Source organism: Ktedonobacterales bacterium (assembly GCA_036557285.1).
GTDB lineage: Bacteria > Chloroflexota > Ktedonobacteria > Ktedonobacterales > DATBGS01 > DATBHW01.
Map to the genome: position 1 here is coordinate 160,552 of DATBHW010000005.1, position 18,469 is coordinate 179,020.

Annotated in this window: 13 protein-coding genes; 4 read left to right on the plus strand and 9 right to left on the minus strand. The window is 54.9% G+C overall.

The genetic code is table 11. The annotated features are described in order from the left end of the window. Nucleotides 1–24 precede the first annotated feature (24 nt). On the plus strand, nt 25–1,860 hold the full coding sequence (locus tag VH599_02350) for a cation:proton antiporter (protein HEY7347132.1): 1,836 nt from the start codon (nt 25–27) through the stop codon (nt 1,858–1,860). A 50-nt stretch (nt 1,861–1,910) separates the two neighbouring features. On the opposite strand, the gene VH599_02355 is transcribed toward VH599_02350, so the two are convergent. Beyond that, the gene (locus VH599_02355) at nt 1,911–2,486 is read right to left on the minus strand and encodes an NUDIX domain-containing protein (protein ID HEY7347133.1); all 576 of its coding nucleotides are present in this window, start codon (nt 2,484–2,486) and stop codon (nt 1,911–1,913) included. A 287-nt stretch (nt 2,487–2,773) separates the two neighbouring features. Here VH599_02355 and VH599_02360 point away from each other — a divergent pair, with 287 nt between their 5' ends. From VH599_02360 to VH599_02370, 3 genes are all read left to right on the plus strand, one after another. Continuing rightward, nucleotides 2,774–3,784, plus strand: a complete 1,011-nt coding sequence (locus tag VH599_02360; GenBank protein ID HEY7347134.1) for a Crp/Fnr family transcriptional regulator — start codon at nt 2,774–2,776, stop codon at nt 3,782–3,784. 429 nt (nt 3,785–4,213) lie between these two features. Continuing rightward, the gene (locus VH599_02365) at nt 4,214–5,227 is read left to right on the plus strand and encodes a Crp/Fnr family transcriptional regulator (GenBank protein ID HEY7347135.1); all 1,014 of its coding nucleotides are present in this window, start codon (nt 4,214–4,216) and stop codon (nt 5,225–5,227) included. Between the two features lie 310 nt (nt 5,228–5,537). Continuing rightward, complete coding sequence (locus tag VH599_02370) at nt 5,538–6,725, plus strand: glycoside hydrolase family 5 protein (protein HEY7347136.1); 1,188 nt, start codon at nt 5,538–5,540, stop codon at nt 6,723–6,725. Nucleotides 6,726–6,879: 154 nt separating this feature from the next. Here the strand turns inward: VH599_02370 and VH599_02375 are convergent, their stop codons facing one another. From VH599_02375 to VH599_02410, 8 genes are all read right to left on the minus strand, one after another. Beyond that, nucleotides 6,880–9,774: a Tn3 family transposase gene (locus VH599_02375; protein HEY7347137.1), complete on the minus strand. Its 2,895-nt coding sequence runs from the start codon at nt 9,772–9,774 to the stop codon at nt 6,880–6,882. After that, nucleotides 9,771–11,117, minus strand: a complete 1,347-nt coding sequence (locus VH599_02380; protein ID HEY7347138.1) for a glycosyltransferase — start codon at nt 11,115–11,117, stop codon at nt 9,771–9,773. The genes VH599_02375 and VH599_02380 overlap by 4 nt, the downstream gene beginning before the upstream one ends. 49 nt (nt 11,118–11,166) lie before the next feature. Then, the gene (locus VH599_02385; protein ID HEY7347139.1) at nt 11,167–11,640 is read right to left on the minus strand and encodes a hypothetical protein; all 474 of its coding nucleotides are present in this window, start codon (nt 11,638–11,640) and stop codon (nt 11,167–11,169) included. 138 nt (nt 11,641–11,778) lie between these two features. Next, complete coding sequence (locus VH599_02390) at nt 11,779–13,314, minus strand: PQQ-binding-like beta-propeller repeat protein (GenBank protein HEY7347140.1); 1,536 nt, start codon at nt 13,312–13,314, stop codon at nt 11,779–11,781. A 41-nt stretch (nt 13,315–13,355) separates the two neighbouring features. Continuing rightward, nucleotides 13,356–14,003, minus strand: coding sequence for a response regulator transcription factor (locus VH599_02395; protein ID HEY7347141.1), 648 nt, complete (start codon nt 14,001–14,003; stop codon nt 13,356–13,358). A gap of 307 nt (nt 14,004–14,310) precedes the next feature. Beyond that, complete coding sequence (locus VH599_02400) at nt 14,311–14,760, minus strand: hypothetical protein (GenBank protein HEY7347142.1); 450 nt, start codon at nt 14,758–14,760, stop codon at nt 14,311–14,313. Nucleotides 14,761–14,975: 215 nt separating this feature from the next. Next, entirely contained in the window at nt 14,976–17,027 is a 2,052-nt protein-coding gene (locus VH599_02405; protein HEY7347143.1) for a PP2C family serine/threonine-protein phosphatase, read from the minus strand. 73 nt (nt 17,028–17,100) lie between these two features. Beyond that, nucleotides 17,101–18,465: a hypothetical protein gene (locus VH599_02410; protein HEY7347144.1), complete on the minus strand. Its 1,365-nt coding sequence runs from the start codon at nt 18,463–18,465 to the stop codon at nt 17,101–17,103. Between the last annotated feature and the right edge of the window lie 4 nt (nt 18,466–18,469).

Consider the following 18,469-nt stretch of genomic DNA (forward strand, 5'->3'; position numbering starts at 1 on the left):
AGAAGACGAGGAGGATCAACAGCCTTGCACACCCTACCCTTGCTGTTGCAGATGACAGTCGCCTTAAGCGCAGCCTTCTGCGGTGGGCTGATCGCTCGTCGCTTCGGGCTGCCTCCCATCGTGGGCTATCTGCTCGCAGGGGTCGTCATTGGTCCCTTTACCCCTGGATTCATCGGTGATGTCGAAACAATCAACGAGTTGGCCGAACTTGGGGTGATCTTCCTCCTGTTTGGGGTTGGACTTCATTTCTCGCTGCGTGATCTGTGGGCCGTCAGAAAAATTGCGATCCCTGGAGCTCTTGGGCAAATGGCCCTCGCCACCGCGGTGGGGTTCGCCCTGACACGAGCCTGGGGATGGTCTGGTGCTTCCGGCGTGGTGCTGGGGCTGGCTATTTCTATCGCCAGTACGGTTGTCCTCTTGCGTGGCCTGATGGACCAGGGATTGCTCAATACCCGACATGGGCAGGCTGCCGTAGGGTTGTCGGTATTCCAAGACCTGGCGACGGTGCTGATCCTGGTCTTGCTGCCGGTGTTGTCTCCAATCGGCCAGGGAAGCCTGTGGCAAACGACTGGCTTCGCCCTGCTAAAAGCAGGCATCTTTGCCGGGATTATGCTCCTCGTTGGAGCGCGCGTACTCCCCTGGCTCCTCTTGCGGATCGCGCATACCCGCTCGCGTGAATTATTTGTTGTAGCGGTGGTCGTGATCGCTCTGGGGATCGCGCTGGGAGCAGCAGACCTCTTTGGTATCTCCCTGGCGCTGGGCGCTTTCCTGGCAGGTGTGGTCATCAGTGAATCGGCAATCAGCCATCAGGTAGGCGCTCAGATGCTGCCATTTCGGGATACCTTTGCCGTCCTCTTCTTTGTCTCCGTCGGCATGCTCGTGAATCCAGGCTATCTGGTCTCCCACAGCGAACAAGTTCTCGCACTGACCGCGCTGATTGTCCTGGGCAAGCCGCTCCTGACAATCCTCCTGGGATTTCTGATACCCGTCTCAGCGCGAACGCTGCTGGTGGTGTCTGCCGGGCTGAGCCAGATCGGAGAGTTCTCCTTTATTATCGGGCAGGCGGCGGTTGCATTAGGTCTGCTCACTCTGGAGCAATATTCCTTGATTCTGACAGGGGCGCTCCTGTCCATCCTGGTCAATCCATTCCTGTTCAGGGCAATATCCCCAACAGAAGCTCTGCTGCGTCGGTGGCCCTGGCTGTGGAAGCGCCTGGATCGACAGGGGCCGACACCACCGCCGCCCAGCGAAGCCCTCAGCAATCATGTAGTGGTCGTAGGCTATGGAAGGGTCGGCCAGCATGTGGTCACGGTCCTGAAGCATCTGACAATCCCACAACTGGTGGTAGAGATGGATGTAGACCGGGTGAAAAAACTGGAGCAGGAGGACATTCCTACCTTGTTGGGTGATGCGGCGAACTCTGAAGTGCTTACGCATGCCCGATTGGAGCGCGCTCGCGCCCTGGTGGTCACGGTACCGGAGGAAGCCGCCGCAGAACTGATCGTGGCGACAGCACACGATCTCGCGCCCACGACACCCATCATCGCTCGCGCCTCGACACAGGTGGGGGTAAGCCGCCTGGCCGAGCTTGGAGCGCAGCAGGTCATCCATCCTGAACTGGAAGGAGGTCTGGAGATCGTTCGCCAGGCGCTGATTCGTCTCGGTTTCCCAGAACAAGAAGTGGACCAATACGCAGAAGCAGTTCGGCGGGATCGGTACGAGACGGGAATTGATACCACGACTGAACAACAGGCTTTGGAACAGCTCCTAAATGCTGTTTCGGGCGCAAAGAAGACTTTCGTGGTTGATGAGAAAGAGGAAGATGATAACATCACCCACTCTTCAAGACGCGCGCGCTGATAGTTTCCAATTTTGAGCAAACGATTGGTTGATTGGTACAGGCTGCGTTTTCAGCCAGCGCCTCCGACTGGGCTTACCTCTCCATACACCTGCATACATCGTAAACACACGTCCGCTTCATCCCCCAGCAGCGCCGTCACCTCCTCCGGCGCGACGTAGCGGAGTTCATCTATTTCAATGCCGTCTTCGCGTGGCGTGCCAGGTAATGCCGCTCGGTAGTAGAGCGTTAACTGATGGGTTCTTGGATGCTTCTCTGCGGAAAGGACTGGCCCCACCTGGACCAATACGCCCAACTCCTCATGTAGTTCGCGCTCCAGCCCTGCGGCTGGCTGCTCGCCGGAACCAATAAGCCCGCCAGGGAGTCCCCAGGGACGTGCCCGATAGGTATGATGCGCCAGCAGCACCCGCCCCCGACCATCCACAATCACCGCGCAGGCTCCCATCGTCACCTTGGGCGCAGCAATGCGTACAGCCAGATCCTGACACCAGGTTGGCAGCATCCGCCAGGTGTGATAGAATGCACGTCTCGCCCACACCTCCAGCCTGCACCCCGCCCGGCGCTGGTCTAACTCACGGATTCCAGGTTGGACCGCAAGCGGTTCTCGCAACCGTTGCTGCGAGTTCATTGATGTATTTGTTTCCTGCGCCATATTGCCTTCCAATTGGGACATTCATCCCCGAAACCTCAATGCTCATCAGCATTCTTCCAGTTGCTAGAGATATACCATAGCCCCCTACAAAGTTCTGTAGGAACTACTACCTAATTTCTCCTGGGCCAGCACCCGTCATTCTTTGTAGCGCCCACCACAGATAACGCAGCGCCGCGCGTGGTATCCCCTAAGACAAGACGGATAGTCGTTGCGCTTGGGTGGTTGTTCAGAGCCTCTAAGGGAACCTACGAAGGAGGCGTTCAATGCGTTTAGAGGTCTACCTCCCTCTCCAGTATTCTGACCAGTCAGAAGTGTTGGATCTCATCAAACGGGCCGAGCAGATCCCTGGGCTACAGGTGACTATCAGGTCTATTGGGTCTGGCGATCTTCGTAGCTTCTTCGTGGGAGCCGTACCCATCTATCTATTAGATGGACAACTTCTTGCCGCCGGGTATCCTCCACCTGAGTCCTTCCTGGCAGCCCTGCGCCAACGCGCCCAGGCGCCATCGTCGGCGTGGCTCCTCCCTGCGGGTTCTGCGTGGTCTCCCCAGGATAGCCCACACGCGGCAGCCTCGGCCTCAGACCAGGGAACGTCTCCCGTTCTCCTGCTGCTGGACGTGTTTCGTGATCTGACTCAGGAGGAACTGGCAGCCCTGAGTCCCACCCTACGCCTGAAACGCTATGCGAAGGGCCAGTGCGTCTACTGGCAAGGAGACGTTGCAGACACGATGTTCCTGCTGCGGCAGGGACGGATCGAACTCCATCACCTGACCCGACATGGGAAGCGGTTGAAGTTAGGAGTCATGCGGCCTGGCATGTTTTTTGGAGAGGTATGTGTCCTGGGCGAGAGTATTCGTTACGCCACCGCTGAAGTGGTCGAAACGTCTCAGGTAGCCATTATCGAGCGGGCCGAGGTTGTACGGCTCATTCGTGAAGAACCAGACTTTGCGCTCTATCTCGTGAAAGCACTCAGTCGGCGCTTGCAGTTGAGTGAAATGCGCATGGTAACTCTGGCCTATTATGATGTCTCGACTCGCCTGGCCGCCGAACTCTTACAGGTGAGCCAGGAGGAACAAGCGACGCTGCTGCCCATCACCCATCAGGAATTGGCAGACCGCAGCGGCCTGCTGCGAGAAACCGTGACAAAAACGCTCGACGCATTTCAGGAGGAAGGGCTGGTTGAACTCCACCGTGGACAGGTTCGCTTGCGAGATGTGCGGGGGCTGAGAACCTTGCTCGAACCACTGGATACCGAGAACATCCTCCAGGGCTAACCCGTTGACAAGAACGTCCTGAACTCTGCACAGCATGACATTATTCCTCTCTGGCAAGCTATCGCAGCACGCAGCTATCGGGCGTCATCTAGCAGCCAGCCGATTGGTTCAAGCATGCGCTGGAGATAGAGAGTTCAAGAAGCCATTCGTTTGCGTATGCAGACCCACATATCACTGTACAGTGGCGGTAGTTGCGTAGCAATGGCTACAGAACGTATCCGAACTACTGGTTATTGTTAGAGGAGTCAATATCCCGACATCTGTATCTTAGAACCCTGCCAGGATTCATAAGATAGTAGAGCGCCTGGAATGTCTGGAATATCTTTGGAATGTCTCATGCAGTATTTTTATGTAGCTCTATATGTCATTTTGCGCGCCCTTGGGAACCAGAATAGCTCCCGTCCTTCTAGAAAAGGGGATAGCTAGCACATGCGCCTGGAGATCTATAGTAGTAGCCAGAACAATGATTATCAGGAATCACTCCTCATCGCCGAGCAAGCGAGCCTGATTCCTGATCTTGATGTCGCTATTATTACAGTTGATGAGAGCGAGCAGCATTCGGCTCCCGTTCAAGAGTCGCCTTCGTACTTGCTTGATAGCCAGGTGATTTCGATGGAGCGGTCCTCCTGGGAAGGGTTCCTCAAACATCTCCGCTGGCAGGCGAGAGCAAATCTTGATGGGGATAGTTCACCGCATCGCTCGCAATTGCCACCCCCTCAGAAGCCAGCTTCATCCACCCCACACAGTTCATCGTTGCTCTCGATGGATCTTTTCTCCGATCTAAAGGAAGAGAGTATCGTTTCAATATACCGGCGCATGCCGCAGCGGAAATATGCGAAGGGGCAGCTTATCTACTTGCAAGATGAGCCATCTCAAGGGTTGTTTCTGCTGAGACAGGGCCGGGTGCAAGTCTATCGTTTGACTTCCAATGGCAAGCGATTAGAACTGGCAACGATCCATGCCGGGACGTTCTTCGGTGAAGTGCCACTATTGGGAGAGGCATTGCATCATGCCTCAGCCGAAGCAGGCGAAGACGCTATCGTTGGCATATTCAGTCGCCCACATCTGGAGCAGGTCATCCGCGAATGGCCGGTGGTTGGTCTACGCTTGATTGATGAACTCAGCCGACGCATAGACCTCGACGCATTCCGTCTCGAAGAATTCGCGTACCAGAGCGCACCCGCGCGCCTGGCAACAGCCCTCTTACGTTTGCGTCAGGAAAGTGGGGATCAAGTCATCACCATGACCCATCAAGAACTCGGCGACGTGACCGGCTTGCTGCGTGAAACGGTCACGAAGATGCTCAACGAATTCCGTGTCGCCGGGCTGGTGGAATTGCACCGGGGCCGCATTCTTCTGAGCGATGTCACTGGCCTTCAACGGTTGCTCAAAGAGTATGACCTGGTTGGCTCACGCCAGTTAACCAGGCTGGCGGCTAGTTGACACTCCTCCGGGCGTAACCGCCTGACCCTCAACCCACATATTCAGAAAGCGGCGCCACCTGGCAGGTGGCGCCGCTGCTGCGTCTCCATCTCCGTCGCACTCCCTCCTGCCACTCCTCATCTCCTGCTAAACAATGCCTCAGCAGCCTCGGCAACGCTTTCGCAGGCCCATCCTCGTTAGAAAAATAACGTCAATAAAGAACTTTTCCAATGCTTGACTTTGCGGCGCTCATGCATATACTGTCCTGGACATACATCAGGTTGTCATTGAGAGGGCAGAACCTGCTATTCCACTAGAGAGAGAGGGGTTAATGCCTCGTTCCCGCATTGTCAGCGGAGGGATTCTCTTAACTATCCTGGTAAGTTTTATCGTAGGGTGCAGCAACCCCTCAGCGAGTCTCCAGAAGCTCAGTTCCACTCCTGGTATGATCCAGGGACCATTACATACCAGTCATGGACAACTGATTGATGCCACGGGACGCGTAGTCCATCTCACCGGAGTAAATTGGTTTGGTTTTGAGACTGGTACCTTTGCGCCGCATGGCCTGCAAGTTCGCAATTGGCGTGATATGCTCGCTCAAATCGCCCATGCAGGCTTCAATACCATTCGCCTGCCCTACAGCAACCAGCTTTTCGACTCAACAAGCGTGCCTGAAGGGATTGATTATAAGCTGAACCCCGATCTCGTCGGCTTGAAAGGCGTGTCCCTGATGGATAAGTTCATCCAGGGCGCCGGGCAACTCGGACTGAAGATCATCCTCGATCAGCATCGGCCTAACGCGCAGGCGCAATCAAATCTCTGGTATACCGATCATCTGCCCGAATCTCGCTGGATCGGCGATTGGACGATGCTGGCGAAGCGTTATCAGGGCAATTCGACGGTTATTGGCGCCGACTTACATAACGAACCGCATGGGCAGGCAACCTGGGGCGATGGCAACCTAGCCACCGACTGGCGGCTCGCGGCAGAGCGGGCAGGCAATGCCATTCTGGCGGTCAACCCCGACTGGCTCATTCTCGTTGAGGGCATCGAAGCCTATCAAGGCGACTATTATTGGTGGGGAGGAAACCTTGAGGGCGCAGCCAAATATCCTGTGCGGCTCTCTCACCCCGACAAACTGGTCTATTCTGCCCATGACTACGGGCCAGAGGTCTGGCAGCAAACCTGGTTCCAGGCAAAGGACTTTCCCTACAACCTGCCCGCGCTTTGGAAGAAGCACTGGGCCTATCTCCAGCAGCAGGGGCAAACTCCGGTATTGCTGGGCGAATTTGGGGGCCAGTCTGTAGGGCTGAATCCAGAGGGTATCTGGATGCGCGCCCTTGTAGAGTTCTTGAAAGTGAACGGGATCAACTACACCTACTGGTCCTGGAATCCAGATTCGGGAGATACCGGCGGCTTGTTGAAGCCAGATTGGAAAACGCTTGACTCAGCCAAGATGGACATCCTCTCGGCCTATCAATGGCCGCTCCCAGGTGACTTCCATCCCCCAGGCTCATAAGCTCCCTGAGCAAACCGTTCTATAGGCATATGGTTAACTGAGGCCCTGGGCTAGACGCCCCTCAGCGCCAACGTCATCTGGCTGGCAAGCGGAGCCGAGAAACCCTGGCTCCGCTTGCCAGCCATCTGTAGATAGCTTCCCCGCCGATGCGTCCTTATGTACTCTGGCAACACTCAGGACCAGCTCTATTTCCTTGCGCTGTGTCGCTGATTACCCTATCGAAAAGATACTCCCCAACCAGATGAAGATGCTCCCACATAATCGGATGGAGATATTGCCACATATCCTCTGGCACAGGCTGACCACGCCTGGCAGATTCCTGAGCAGCGACTTCAAGATAGCGAGTATTCCATACAATGATCGCGTTGATGACCAGGCTTAACGCCAGGATGCGCCTGAACTGCGCTGCGGAGTCTCGATCACTCACGCGCCCCTGTTGGCCGAAAAAAATCGCCCGTGCCAGGGCATCAACCGATATACATCTATGCTGTCCTGCCAGCACTCTTTGACGCAGGGAAGCGTCTACAATAAAGTTCAGGATATAACGTGTCCTGGCAATACGGCCTACTTCCTGAAGCGACTGGCGCAGCGTATTTCCCTCATCCATATTCTGTAGCTTCGGGATGAGAAGAGAAGGGCGGATCAATCGGTCTTTTAATGACGCGGCAACCCGGTTCATTGTCTCCCATTGGGTAATAATCAACGGATCGCGGGTGGCATATAGCAAAAGGGGATCGAGTATCCCGTAGGAGGCTCCCTCTTGCGCTCGAATCATTATCTGGTCGGGCAGGTCATCCAGGGGCAGCGCCAGGCGATACCCCAGTAACTCGAAGAGACCATAGAGAAGATCGGTGCAGCCAGGGGTATCAGTAGCATGTTCCTGAATAGGGAGCAAATCCTGATAAACAAGGCCATCCAGAGTATAAGGCGCTTCCTGCGCCAGAGGACTCACAAGACCTATCCAATACTGGATCGCCTGATCAGAAACATGGCTATAGATGTTCACTTTTCGACCCAACGCATCGCCAGATGCGCGATAGCGCGCATACGGGCCTGAGACAAGCCGCGCAAATTCGCTCGCATTTGACGAAGAAACAGCGCCAGAGCCAAAAGCTCTGGTCAGGGGCAGGCTTTGATGAAAGGCAATCAAGACCTGGATGGCCTGTTGCAGCGTCTCTTCACGGAGGTACCAATCATAGACCCGTACAAGCTGACCATGTGGAATACCGGAGGCAGCGGCCATTGCTGTTAGTCCAATATTCGTAGCCTCAGCTACCAGCACCGCCAGAAGCGTAGATCGAATCGTTTCCTGATGCCTGGGGGTAGGCTCTCGTCTGGTGGTCAGGTGATCAAAAGCCGAGGTAAATCCAGTCCAGCTATCAACCTCTAAGAGAAGCTGGGGCAGACCAACCCTTGGCAACAAGGCCGTCAGTGAGCGGCGCATCGAAGCAGCGCCTGCGGGCGTCTGGAGGCGGTCCTGGGCGGTACGTATGAGTCGGCCATCTTTTATCTGAATGGAGGGATGATCCAACAAGAGTCCGGCTGCTCTGGTCGCCAGGGCATCTAGCTCCGTTCTGGCTTGCGCCAGGTAATCCTCTCCATTGTGTGGTAAGCCACTGGTCACGAACCAGGATATGCGCTCCTGACGCCATTCAGTGGGCGTATAGAGACCAGCAGACCAAGGGGCATAGTTACGACTTCCTTCTACCGAAAGTTCTCCAGATCGCAGTGCCTGGCGGACCTGGTAGAGCAGGCAAAGTTCCCAGGCGCGCCTATCTATGCCATTGGGGCCAACTACTGCCCTCATCCAGCGTTCCGGCACAAAGCCAAGCGGAGCATCTTTCGGCGCTTTTTTGCGATGCTCACGATCCATCGTATGCAAAGTCTCCAGTCCTGCCAGCACAGGACTATATGCGCCCGGCGAGCTAAAGCGCAGCATTTGCAGCAGCACGCGCGCAGGTTCTCGTACCTGGCTAAATCGCTGTTTGAGCAAAGCAAAAAGGCCCTCGACTTCATTCTCATCAAGGGACCGACTTCGGCTTACAAGCGTGCTCACCTGCTCACGAGAGACTTGCTGAAAGATACGATCTCGCACCCGATGCGTGGGAACCTGGGGATCAAGGAGAACCTGCGTAATACCGCGAAACAAGCGCGCGCTCGTGAGGTTAGCCTGAACCTGCTCCATTTGAGCCTCTCTTAGCTCAGCATTGGCCCGCGCAAACAAACGCCCTATCAGGGTATCGAACATCTCGACAATCACATCGGTGATCTCTGGGCCGCGCACGGTCAGGAAAGCCAGAAGCAGTGCGTACCGTTTGGCAGGTGGATAGCGTCGAAGGGCCTGAGCAGAAAGACGCCTTACAATAGCTGCCCATTGCCAGAGGCGCGGAGGTTGAATGCCTATCCAATCAATGGTGTCGGGGAGGGCTGCCCGAACCACCTCAAGCCGACGCCCTTCATCGCGGATCGCCTCAGTTGAGGCCGCATGTGGAGGAGTCACAAGCGTCGCCAGAATACTCCTTCCCTGGCATGTTCGGCAGAGTCCATCCAATTGATCTCGCTGCGCCTGGGTCAGTTGATGTGCAAGGTTCTGAAAGAGGGTCTCCTCGGTTTCACGGCGTACTTGATACACGATTCTCTGGATAACAGTCTTTGCAGCAGGCCGGAATATCTGCTGACTGGCTAGCCAGCCATAAGCTGCTTTGATGAGTTCAGTAGTATTGGCGGTTTGCAGAACCTGCGCAGCGAGGAAGGATCGCAGCAGCCCCGTATCTTCAGCAGTAAACGAGCGCAGGCGCAGATAGTCCTGCACCGCCTTCATATCTGTATTGTGGAGTACAGGGCAATTTTTGTATTGAATGACCGTCTCTGGTTGAATACCCAACTGGGCGCCGATGCAGGCGATAAGCGCTTCTGGCAGCAATGCAGGATGCGCAGCCGCTATCGGGTCGGTACGCGCCCAGATAAGCAGTAAGGCGCGCTCCAGCCGCTGGAGGTCGTTATGTACAGCATTCACCAGGGTGAGATCGCAGGAACTCAACCTTATCACGTCGCCCCTCGCTTCTGGGAGGGCATGTCAAGCGTTGATAGCCCCTGCCTGTGAGCGCCTACATGTTGAGTCTTCTCCCAGTTGTTGATGCCTCTTAACTGGCGCAGCGTAGCGCGCAGGGAAGCGTAGGAGAGAATCCATTGGTAAGGCAGATAGGCAAGAGCCATCACCACTGGTGTTTTCCAGGAAGGTTTCAGTTTGTGAGCATCGGTGAACTCATAGAGTCCGATGACTGAAAGAACGAAATGAGCTATAAGCAGATAAAAAGGCAGGTCCAGAATAATGGCAACACCGGCAGGTGTCTTGATGGTGAACATCATGATCAGCGAGGCAAGCACATACAGCCCCAGGAGCGCCTGAGCAGATGGGAAGGCAAGGGTATAGAATGCCAGCAGACGCTGACCAAAAGTAGGCAGATGTTTCCATTCCCCCTTTATCAAAGTCTGCAAGAAACCCTGGCTCCAGCGCGTCCGCTGGCGAATGAACTGCTCCAGGGTCGGGGGCGTCTCCTCGCGTGTGACATAGCGATCATCATAGACAACACGCACCGGCTCTTTGAGGCAGCTAATGCGAATACCTATATCAGCATCTTCGGTCAGGTTATATTCATCCCACCCACCTACGCGATTCAGTATGGCGCGGGTAAAAAATACCGTATTGCCACCAAGGGTAATGGACCCTCTGCGCGCATGATAATGCAGACGACTTTTAAACCAGAAGAAATACTCCAGCACGTTCAATGTAGAATACCAGCTTGACTGGAAATTCATGAGTTGCACGCCACATTGGATAACCGGGACATGCTCCTGTAACATCAGGGTGTTCACAATGTTAAAGATGTCCGGGTGGATGTCGTCCTCAGCGTCGAAGATCGTCACGACCTCATTGTGCGTGTTTCGCAAGCCCACATTCAATCCATGCGGCTTGTTGATAGGGCGATCATTGTAACTCACCCCACGCACGGTATGTATTCCCGCTGCCTGTAACTGGTTAATCTTCTGCTGAGCTTGCTTAATTGTTCCCACATCATCCGCCGAGCAGATAACAACTACTTCCAGCAGTGACAGCGGATAATGAGCACTTACCACCCGCTCGATAGTTGTCTGGATAACATCTTCCTCATGCCGGGCAGGCAGCATGACAGTAAAGGTTGTGCGCGGTGGGAGAAAGCGTGATGGTACCTGTCCCTTCTGGTGAGCCTCCCGTTGATCCCAGGTATACAGCATGAGATAGAGAGTATAGACAGACTGAAGGATGAGCAGAACAGATATAATAAGTGAGCCAGGAATGACAACACTGACCCACAAGTTTGCAGCAGGGAGAGAGGCCAAAACAACATTCATCGCAGCTTACCCCAGGTCCAGAAAAGATATATGGCACTATTCCAGTTCTTTACTTTGTCTTATCGCCTGGAAGATCAAGGTTCTGCACATCCTCAACACAGCCATCGGACTGTGTTCGCACAATGTAAATCCTCTCAGCCTGCCAACCATCAGGCCGCTGTGCAGTAACCAGATAGACGCGCATTTCACCTCCTTTGGCTTGCGGGTGGGCGCTAAGAAACTCCGTCGTGAAGGTGATGCCCTGGCCGACATCAAACGCGCTCTGCTCGGACGCCTGCTGACGAAGTTCTTCTATTGAGAGACGCGCCTGAAGTGTTGGACAAAGCTGATGCCACCCCAGCGCCCCGTCTCGTGTGACAACTGATTTCATAAAGAGATCAGCGCGAGTGGGAGGCACGCTATGAGCCGCGCCCGAAGAAGCAGCAGCAGCGAAAGCACCCGCGCCTAACAGCACAACCAGACCAGCCAGGAGCATCAGGGACACCAATGGCCTACGCAGTACCCTCGCTTCCACTCTCTTCATGATGGCTCCTCGAAGGCTGCGCCAGGCCATTCATTGTTCCCTTCTGATACCTTTTTGTTCCCGCATTCTAGTTTTATCGCTCCCGGAATTTTTTTTCTGTGTTTTCTACTACAAACCTTTCGGGTTTCTGCTCCCATCTCATGGAAGGCTATAAGCCATGAGCTTTGCGCTTTCATCTGTACAGTAGAGGCGGCTGCCTACTACAATAGGGCTTTCCCAATGGACGCCGCTGATGCTGCCGCCAGAGGCTGCGGCGGCGCTGCCCCACAGGCGATGGCCGGTACGCGGATCGAGAGCCACCACTTCTGTGTTCATGGTTTCCACAAAGAGGATGGCTCCTGCTATAACCGGCGAGGTTGCCCCCACGCCCACCGTCCAGGCCACGCGCAACCGGGAAACGCCTGAAGAAGAGGTAAATACCTGATAGCCACTGATCGCGCAATTGTTGCTGACAAAGACCCACAGGTTGCCGCCAATCTGGTCACTCCAGACAGCAGGCTGCGTCAAGACCGGACAATGATCTGGTGCGAACAACGTTTGCAGTTCGCCGCCAATATGCCCTTTACCACCTTGCCCACTCAAATCCTGCCGGTTCAACAGACGCAGCAGCCCCTCTTTATCTGCCTGTATCGCCAGATAAGGCGTCTTGCTACCTGTTATTTCAGGCAGCAGCACTGGCGCGGAACTGCCCAGATCAAGATCCTGCATAGAAAGCGAATCTGTCTCCGCAGGGGTATACGAATCCAGGATTTGCGTCCCATCTCCGGTCAATTCCAGTACACTCTCTCCCCATGCGTCGCCGCCTCGGTTGGCAGTATAGGGTCCGTTGCTTGTTGCGACAAAAATATGTCCTGTAACCGGATCAACATTCACGCCTCCACGCGCCCAGATGCCTGCGCCGTTCTCAGCGCATTCGCCAGGCTTGAGCAAATGGGTTCGAGCTGAACACAGGCTATTAAAAACATGACGTGTCCCCTGCGGTAGATCGATGACCACGACATGACCCTGATACGGAGGAGCGTCACCACCAAAGCTTGCGGTAGTGACATAGAGCCTGTTATTGGCAATATTGAGCGCAGAAGACACTTTCTCGCTTTTTGGCATGGTCGTAACGATTACCGGCCATCCAGCCCCACGCACCTCCTGCCCGGTAGCCGCCTGGTATTTATGCACCTTGCCATCCAGCCCGTAGCTGTAAATCACCAGCCGGGAAAGATCGGCCACTGGCGATGCGGTAGTGATCTTGTTGGGATCTGTACTCGTAGAGGCCGTCGCCCAAAGCTGAAGCCCTGTTGCCGCATCAATTGCCAGCAGCCTTCCATCTCTCGTGGTGAGGTAAAGTACATCGTGGCGCGTGCCGTCGGGCAGCGGTACGGAAGGAACCAGGATAGGGGCTGAATCAGCGACCTGGGGAAGCGCAACAGCCCATAGGCGATGCATCCGCCCCACATTCGCCGCCGTAATAGCGGTTTCGGCGGAATTGACCTCACTGCGAGCAGCATCAAACCCAAAAGTAGTCCAGGCGCTCCCGCAAGCAGGCGTATCTAAAAAAGCGGGTGGCAGCCACCCAAGACGGTTAGGGCAGGGCTGTGCGGCAGGATCATCACAGCCAACCATTCCAATGACCGCTGCGGCGAGAAACCCGATCCCCATGAGGCGCAGTGCGCTTCGCATTCTGGAGGTCCGTTGTGGTCTTGCTCTACTCATAGCCCTGGTCAGGAATCCTTAACCAGATTATGCTGTAAGGCCAGAATGACTGCCTCGGTTCGGTTCGATGCCCCCAACTTGGCGCGGATGCTGCCCACATGATATTTGACAGTCGTCGTGCTAAGCACGAGCCGCTCGGCAATTTGCTGGTTGGATAACCCTTCCGCCAGAAGGTTCAAAACCTCAATTTCCCTCTCTGTCAGGTCGTGGCCCAATTTAGGCCCGACCCTTACTGTCCGAGCTAACGCCTGACCCGCTGCTGGAGCCAGGGTCGGCTCCCCACGAGTGGCTAACCGAATAGCCTGGGCTAACTCAGCAAGGGTTACATCTTTGAGCAAATAACCGATGGCTCCTGCCTGGAGAGCCTGCTGCACCAGATTGCCCTCCTGAAAGTTGGTTAAAGCAAGCACCCGAATGCCTGGGAACGATGCGCTAAAAGCGCGCAGGGCATCAATGCCTCCCATACCAGGCATCACTAAATCCATCAGAATAACATCCGGTTGGATCTCAGAAGCCAGACCCAATGCCTCTTCCCCGCTGCTCGCTTCTCCGACCACCTCTATATCCTCAAAAGCCAGTAAGGAAGTCTTGATACCATTCCGGGCGATGGTGTGATCGTCAACGATCATGAGCCGAATTGGGCTGGTTTCAGTCATGGAAAGGCTCTTCTCCCTATGTCATCCTTCCAAATGACCGCGACTTGAGCGCCGTGACCCGATTGGCTCATTCCTAGAAGAGATGTATTGAGGGGGTGTTGCACTCTTTTCCCTATCCACGCCACGCGGTTTGCCAGATGCCAGAATGAAATGGCAAGCCTTGCTACACCTTACATACCTTACTGCTGCGGCAAAGTATGAACCCTGGTGCTGCAAGTTGTGAACCAACAAGTGCCATGAAAGGGTGGTTCTTTAGTTGATTGGAGGCGCTGCTTTCTATGCGCATGCGCTCCAACCTGATCCTCATTTACTGGGGTGGTGTGGCTGATTGGTAGCTATCGCTTCCTCCAGTCGGCAAATCCTCCTGAACCACGTTTGTAAATAGGAACGGGTAAGCAGTATCCTCTCGCTCCCTGTTTAGACCGATGAGCAGATGCTGCGGAGCAGGCGTAATTGGAGATTGGACAAGAGCCTGGACGAAATCCTGAATCCAGAGCGGCTCGATGAGCGCCAGGACCATAGGTTTCACCTTAATTTTGCCGCCCAGGTTTTTTGACACGACCGCCGCGGCCTTTACTTTGATACGCTTTGCCGCGTTCAGAGCCTTCAGTTCCTCAAGCGCCTCATGAGCTTGAGGATCATCATCAAACACAAGCCTGAGAAGCGTCATGCGCTCATGTGGCTGGCTCGCCATGTATGCCTCCTTAGCTACAACGCTCATCCCTGCGCATCTGACGGTGCGGCTCACCGTCGCCATCAACGCTCAATTTATCCAATGCTTCGAGGGCGCGAGAACCCCCTTTACTCTCTACCCTATCCCAAACCATATGTTCTAACCCCTCTCAAGATAGGCATCTTAGAGGAGAGTTTTTCACTCTCCAAAATGTGGATACAAGACTAGCCAAAAGATAGTCATCCCTTTTTCTGACTGGACTCTGGCAAGAGAAGCAATTTTCCAGACAAGCTGCCTGTTCAACAAAGAAGCGGCAGGGTTCTGGCTTTCAGCGGAAAAGCCTTGCAGAAAAACCTGAAAATATGAGGGCGTGATAGAGAAGTAGAACCAGCAGCGATGCTATCAATCCCCGATTGCTTAGGGGAGGGCGCATACTCTGTTAGCTTCATGACGATGGCGGTGATATGATCGAGGCCGCCGTGTGCCTTTGCCTGTCCAATCAGCTTATTGCTCGCCAGTGTTACATCCGAGTGCTGGCGCATTATCATTTCAAGGTCTGCATCAGAAAGTATCTCCCAAAGTCCGTCTGAGCAGAGAAGCAGTTGATCATCTGCGCCAATAGGCAGCCGAAAAGAATCAACCTGTACATCTGGATGCTGACCCAGGCTTCGGTACACCCGGCTTCGGCTCAGACCTGTGCAAACATCATCACATTGCATCTTTCCTGCGGCAACACGCATTTCAGCAATTGAATGGTCAGTCGTCACACGACGCAGGGAAACGTGGGAAAGCAGCAAATAGGCGCGGCAATTACCGACGTTGCAGATAGTTGCCTCATGGCAAGAAACCAGTGCTGCCGTCACGCTGCATCGGGCAGTAGAGCTTTCCCGTTGATTTCGCCAATAGAGCAGTTGGTTGGCGCCCTGGAGTGTGCTTTCCAAATGAGCAGACAAGTCTTCGCACGGAATATCTTCTTGAAGAAGACGAGGCGCTAGAGACCGAAAGATCGTGTCAATAGTCCTACGGCCCGCGCTCTGTCCATCGGCGAAGCGCCCTACACTATCAGCAAGGACCAGCAACGCAAACGGTTGAGGCTGTCCCTGCGCCCTTCGGGTACCCGTCACAGCCAGAAAACCATCTTCTTGCTCTCGGTCAGCCCGTATATATCCGCGATCTGTCCTTGAACTGACTTGTATTCCCGGTGTTGGGAGCCTGTGTTGGTTCTTTTTGAGCCAACGGCTAAACTCTGCCACCGAACCACGCGCCATGTTGTGGCGGTTGAGCGCCGCTGATCGCCTGGACCACCACTTCACAAGCCTCAGCCTGGGGAAACGCTCGGCTATCGAGAGCATCAGAACCAGGGCTATACACAGGATAAGCCAGACGACCAGAAGCCCCAGCACAATGGCGGTGGGATCAATGGTGAAAACGCGAAAGGCGTCCCCCGGATGCTCCTGCGCAGAAGCAGGAAATGGAAAAGGGGTACCACTGCCCCCGTTGACTGCCAACTCCCCAGTATCTGCAAAGCTGGCGTGCCCTGGTGATCGGGTAAGGAATGGAGCAACCTGCGCTCCTGGTTGCGGGGGTATGACGGTGAATTTTACGGACACGACCAATCCCGTTAACGTTCCCACAAAGAGCAGCGTATTGTCTCCGGTCAGATCGCCAACGTCCCATGCCTGATTCATCGCAAACTGGCCGCTGTTGTCTGCTCGCGCCTGAGCAACTGGCGTGGTGTGTTGATCGTTGAGATAGACCTGTACAGGTTCGTTCGGAGCAAAAGCCTGCCCACGGAAGCCCAGCAGATCATGTGGGTGCGGCGCATAGTTGTCCAGAACCACCCAGGGGGTGAAAGCCTGAAGTGTAATATCCACAATGACAGGCTCGCTGCATTGCGGGTCCATAAAATACAGGTGATAGACACCTGGGGAGACCAGCGGAATATGCGCGCGGCCCGCCAGGTTGCCCCCGGTATTGGTATGAACCGTCGTCAGCAGTGTGCCTTTCTGGCCTGTGGGATCGTTTTTCTGGTTGCCCAGGCGCACATCAATCTCTTCGTTGGGTTGAAAGTTCATACCCGTAAAGCCAACATCATGGATAGGATGGAAACTATAGCTATCCAGGCCAACCAGCGGAGGCGGCTTCTCGCTCTCGGAGCAGGGACAGCCAGGGCTACATTGATCGTTTCCGGCGCTGGGAGACGGCTGCGCAGTGGGCGTCCGGGCAGAAGGATGCGCTACACTCTGGTGGCTGGCCCCCACCTGGGCAGGGCCGAAACAGCCAGCGAGCAGAGTAGCAGCCACCAGGACCAAAGCGCAGCAGCGAGCTATTTGCGTGGCCGTATGCTCCATAGAGAACCTCCATCAGTAGACAGATATACAGTATTCTTTCAGCTATACGTTCTGGCCTGGAGCCAGAAAGGCATCACTTTCCATCAAGTGGGCAGGTAAAGGGCGGTTGTGGCTGAACCTCTACAGGCGTATCGGCAGGCGCCACGGTGATCGTGGCTACAGCCGTACCTCCACTTTTGCTGCCCGTCAGAGTGAACGCCAATTTACCCTTCTGGACATTACTGGGAATAGTATAAGAACCTGCCGCTCCGACGTTGCCGTGCCCATCAACCTGGAAACAACTGATCATCTTCTCTGGATTGCCTGTGTAGACATGGACGACCTCATTCCGCGCAAAACCTTTGGCATAGAAACTGATCGTCGTTCCAGGGCTTCCTCCGTAGGTGCTTGGCTGGACAACCGGGTTATAGGGGGCAACCGTAAAAGCGACTGAGGCTGGCGCCCGGCTTTGGCTTCCCATGAAGAGGAGCGTCTGTTTTCCTTTCAAGCCAAACGGGATCAGGAAGCCTGGCGCATTGGCGAAGGTTCCTTGCGCATTCGTCTGCACAATGGCGAGTGGTTGCCCAACAGCGCGATTGACAAAGACCAGCACTGTCTCATTGGGGCCAAAGCCTTTTCCCGAATAGCTCAAAACGTTATCCGCCCTGATCGAGTAACTGGAGAGTTTCACCGTCGGGTACAGCTTCAACATGAAGAAGGTATTTGTAACCGGCGTTTGGCTCTTTACCCCCATGAAGATAAAGTAGTTATTTCCCTCCGCGCCGAAGGGAACCTGGAGCGGCGCCTGGCCTATGCCCCCGCCTTCGTCGGTCGTAAGTGTAGCGATGGGATCGGTTGACATACTGTCCCAGTAGACATTGACCTTCTCATGGGGCGCAAAACCTTTGGCAGTGACTTTTAGCGTATCGCCAACCTTCCCAACCAGGGAACTCAGCTTCACGGTGGCAATGCTCCCGTTCTGAATGAAGCCCATAGATTGCGCAATCTTATCGCTGTTGCGCTGATGAGCCTGGATGATGAAGTTCCCGAAAGGTTGTGAAGCGGGCAGCGTAATCGCTACATTGCTAAAAGAGCCTGTCGCGTCTGTTTGTATGGAGTTAATGACCTTCCCTGGATCGTTTGCCTTCTGCTTAATTCGGAAATCTATGAAGACCTTGGGGTCAAACTCGCTGCCAAGGACGTTGATGACGGATCCCTGGTGAACCACTCCTGGTGTGAACAGGATAAACGGCGTATTGTTGCCGCCAGCCGGCCCCCCGGTAGGCACAATCGGAGTAGACGTGGGAATCTGTCCAGGGGCAGAAGGGGTAGCAGCACTGGTGCCGGTGGTATCCACTGCTGTGCCTGAAGGGCTGAAAGATCGCAGAAAGATACTGGATACTAAAGCAACGAGCAAAAGGATAACCACCCCCCAGAGCAAGACCTTGCGACGGCTCATAGAA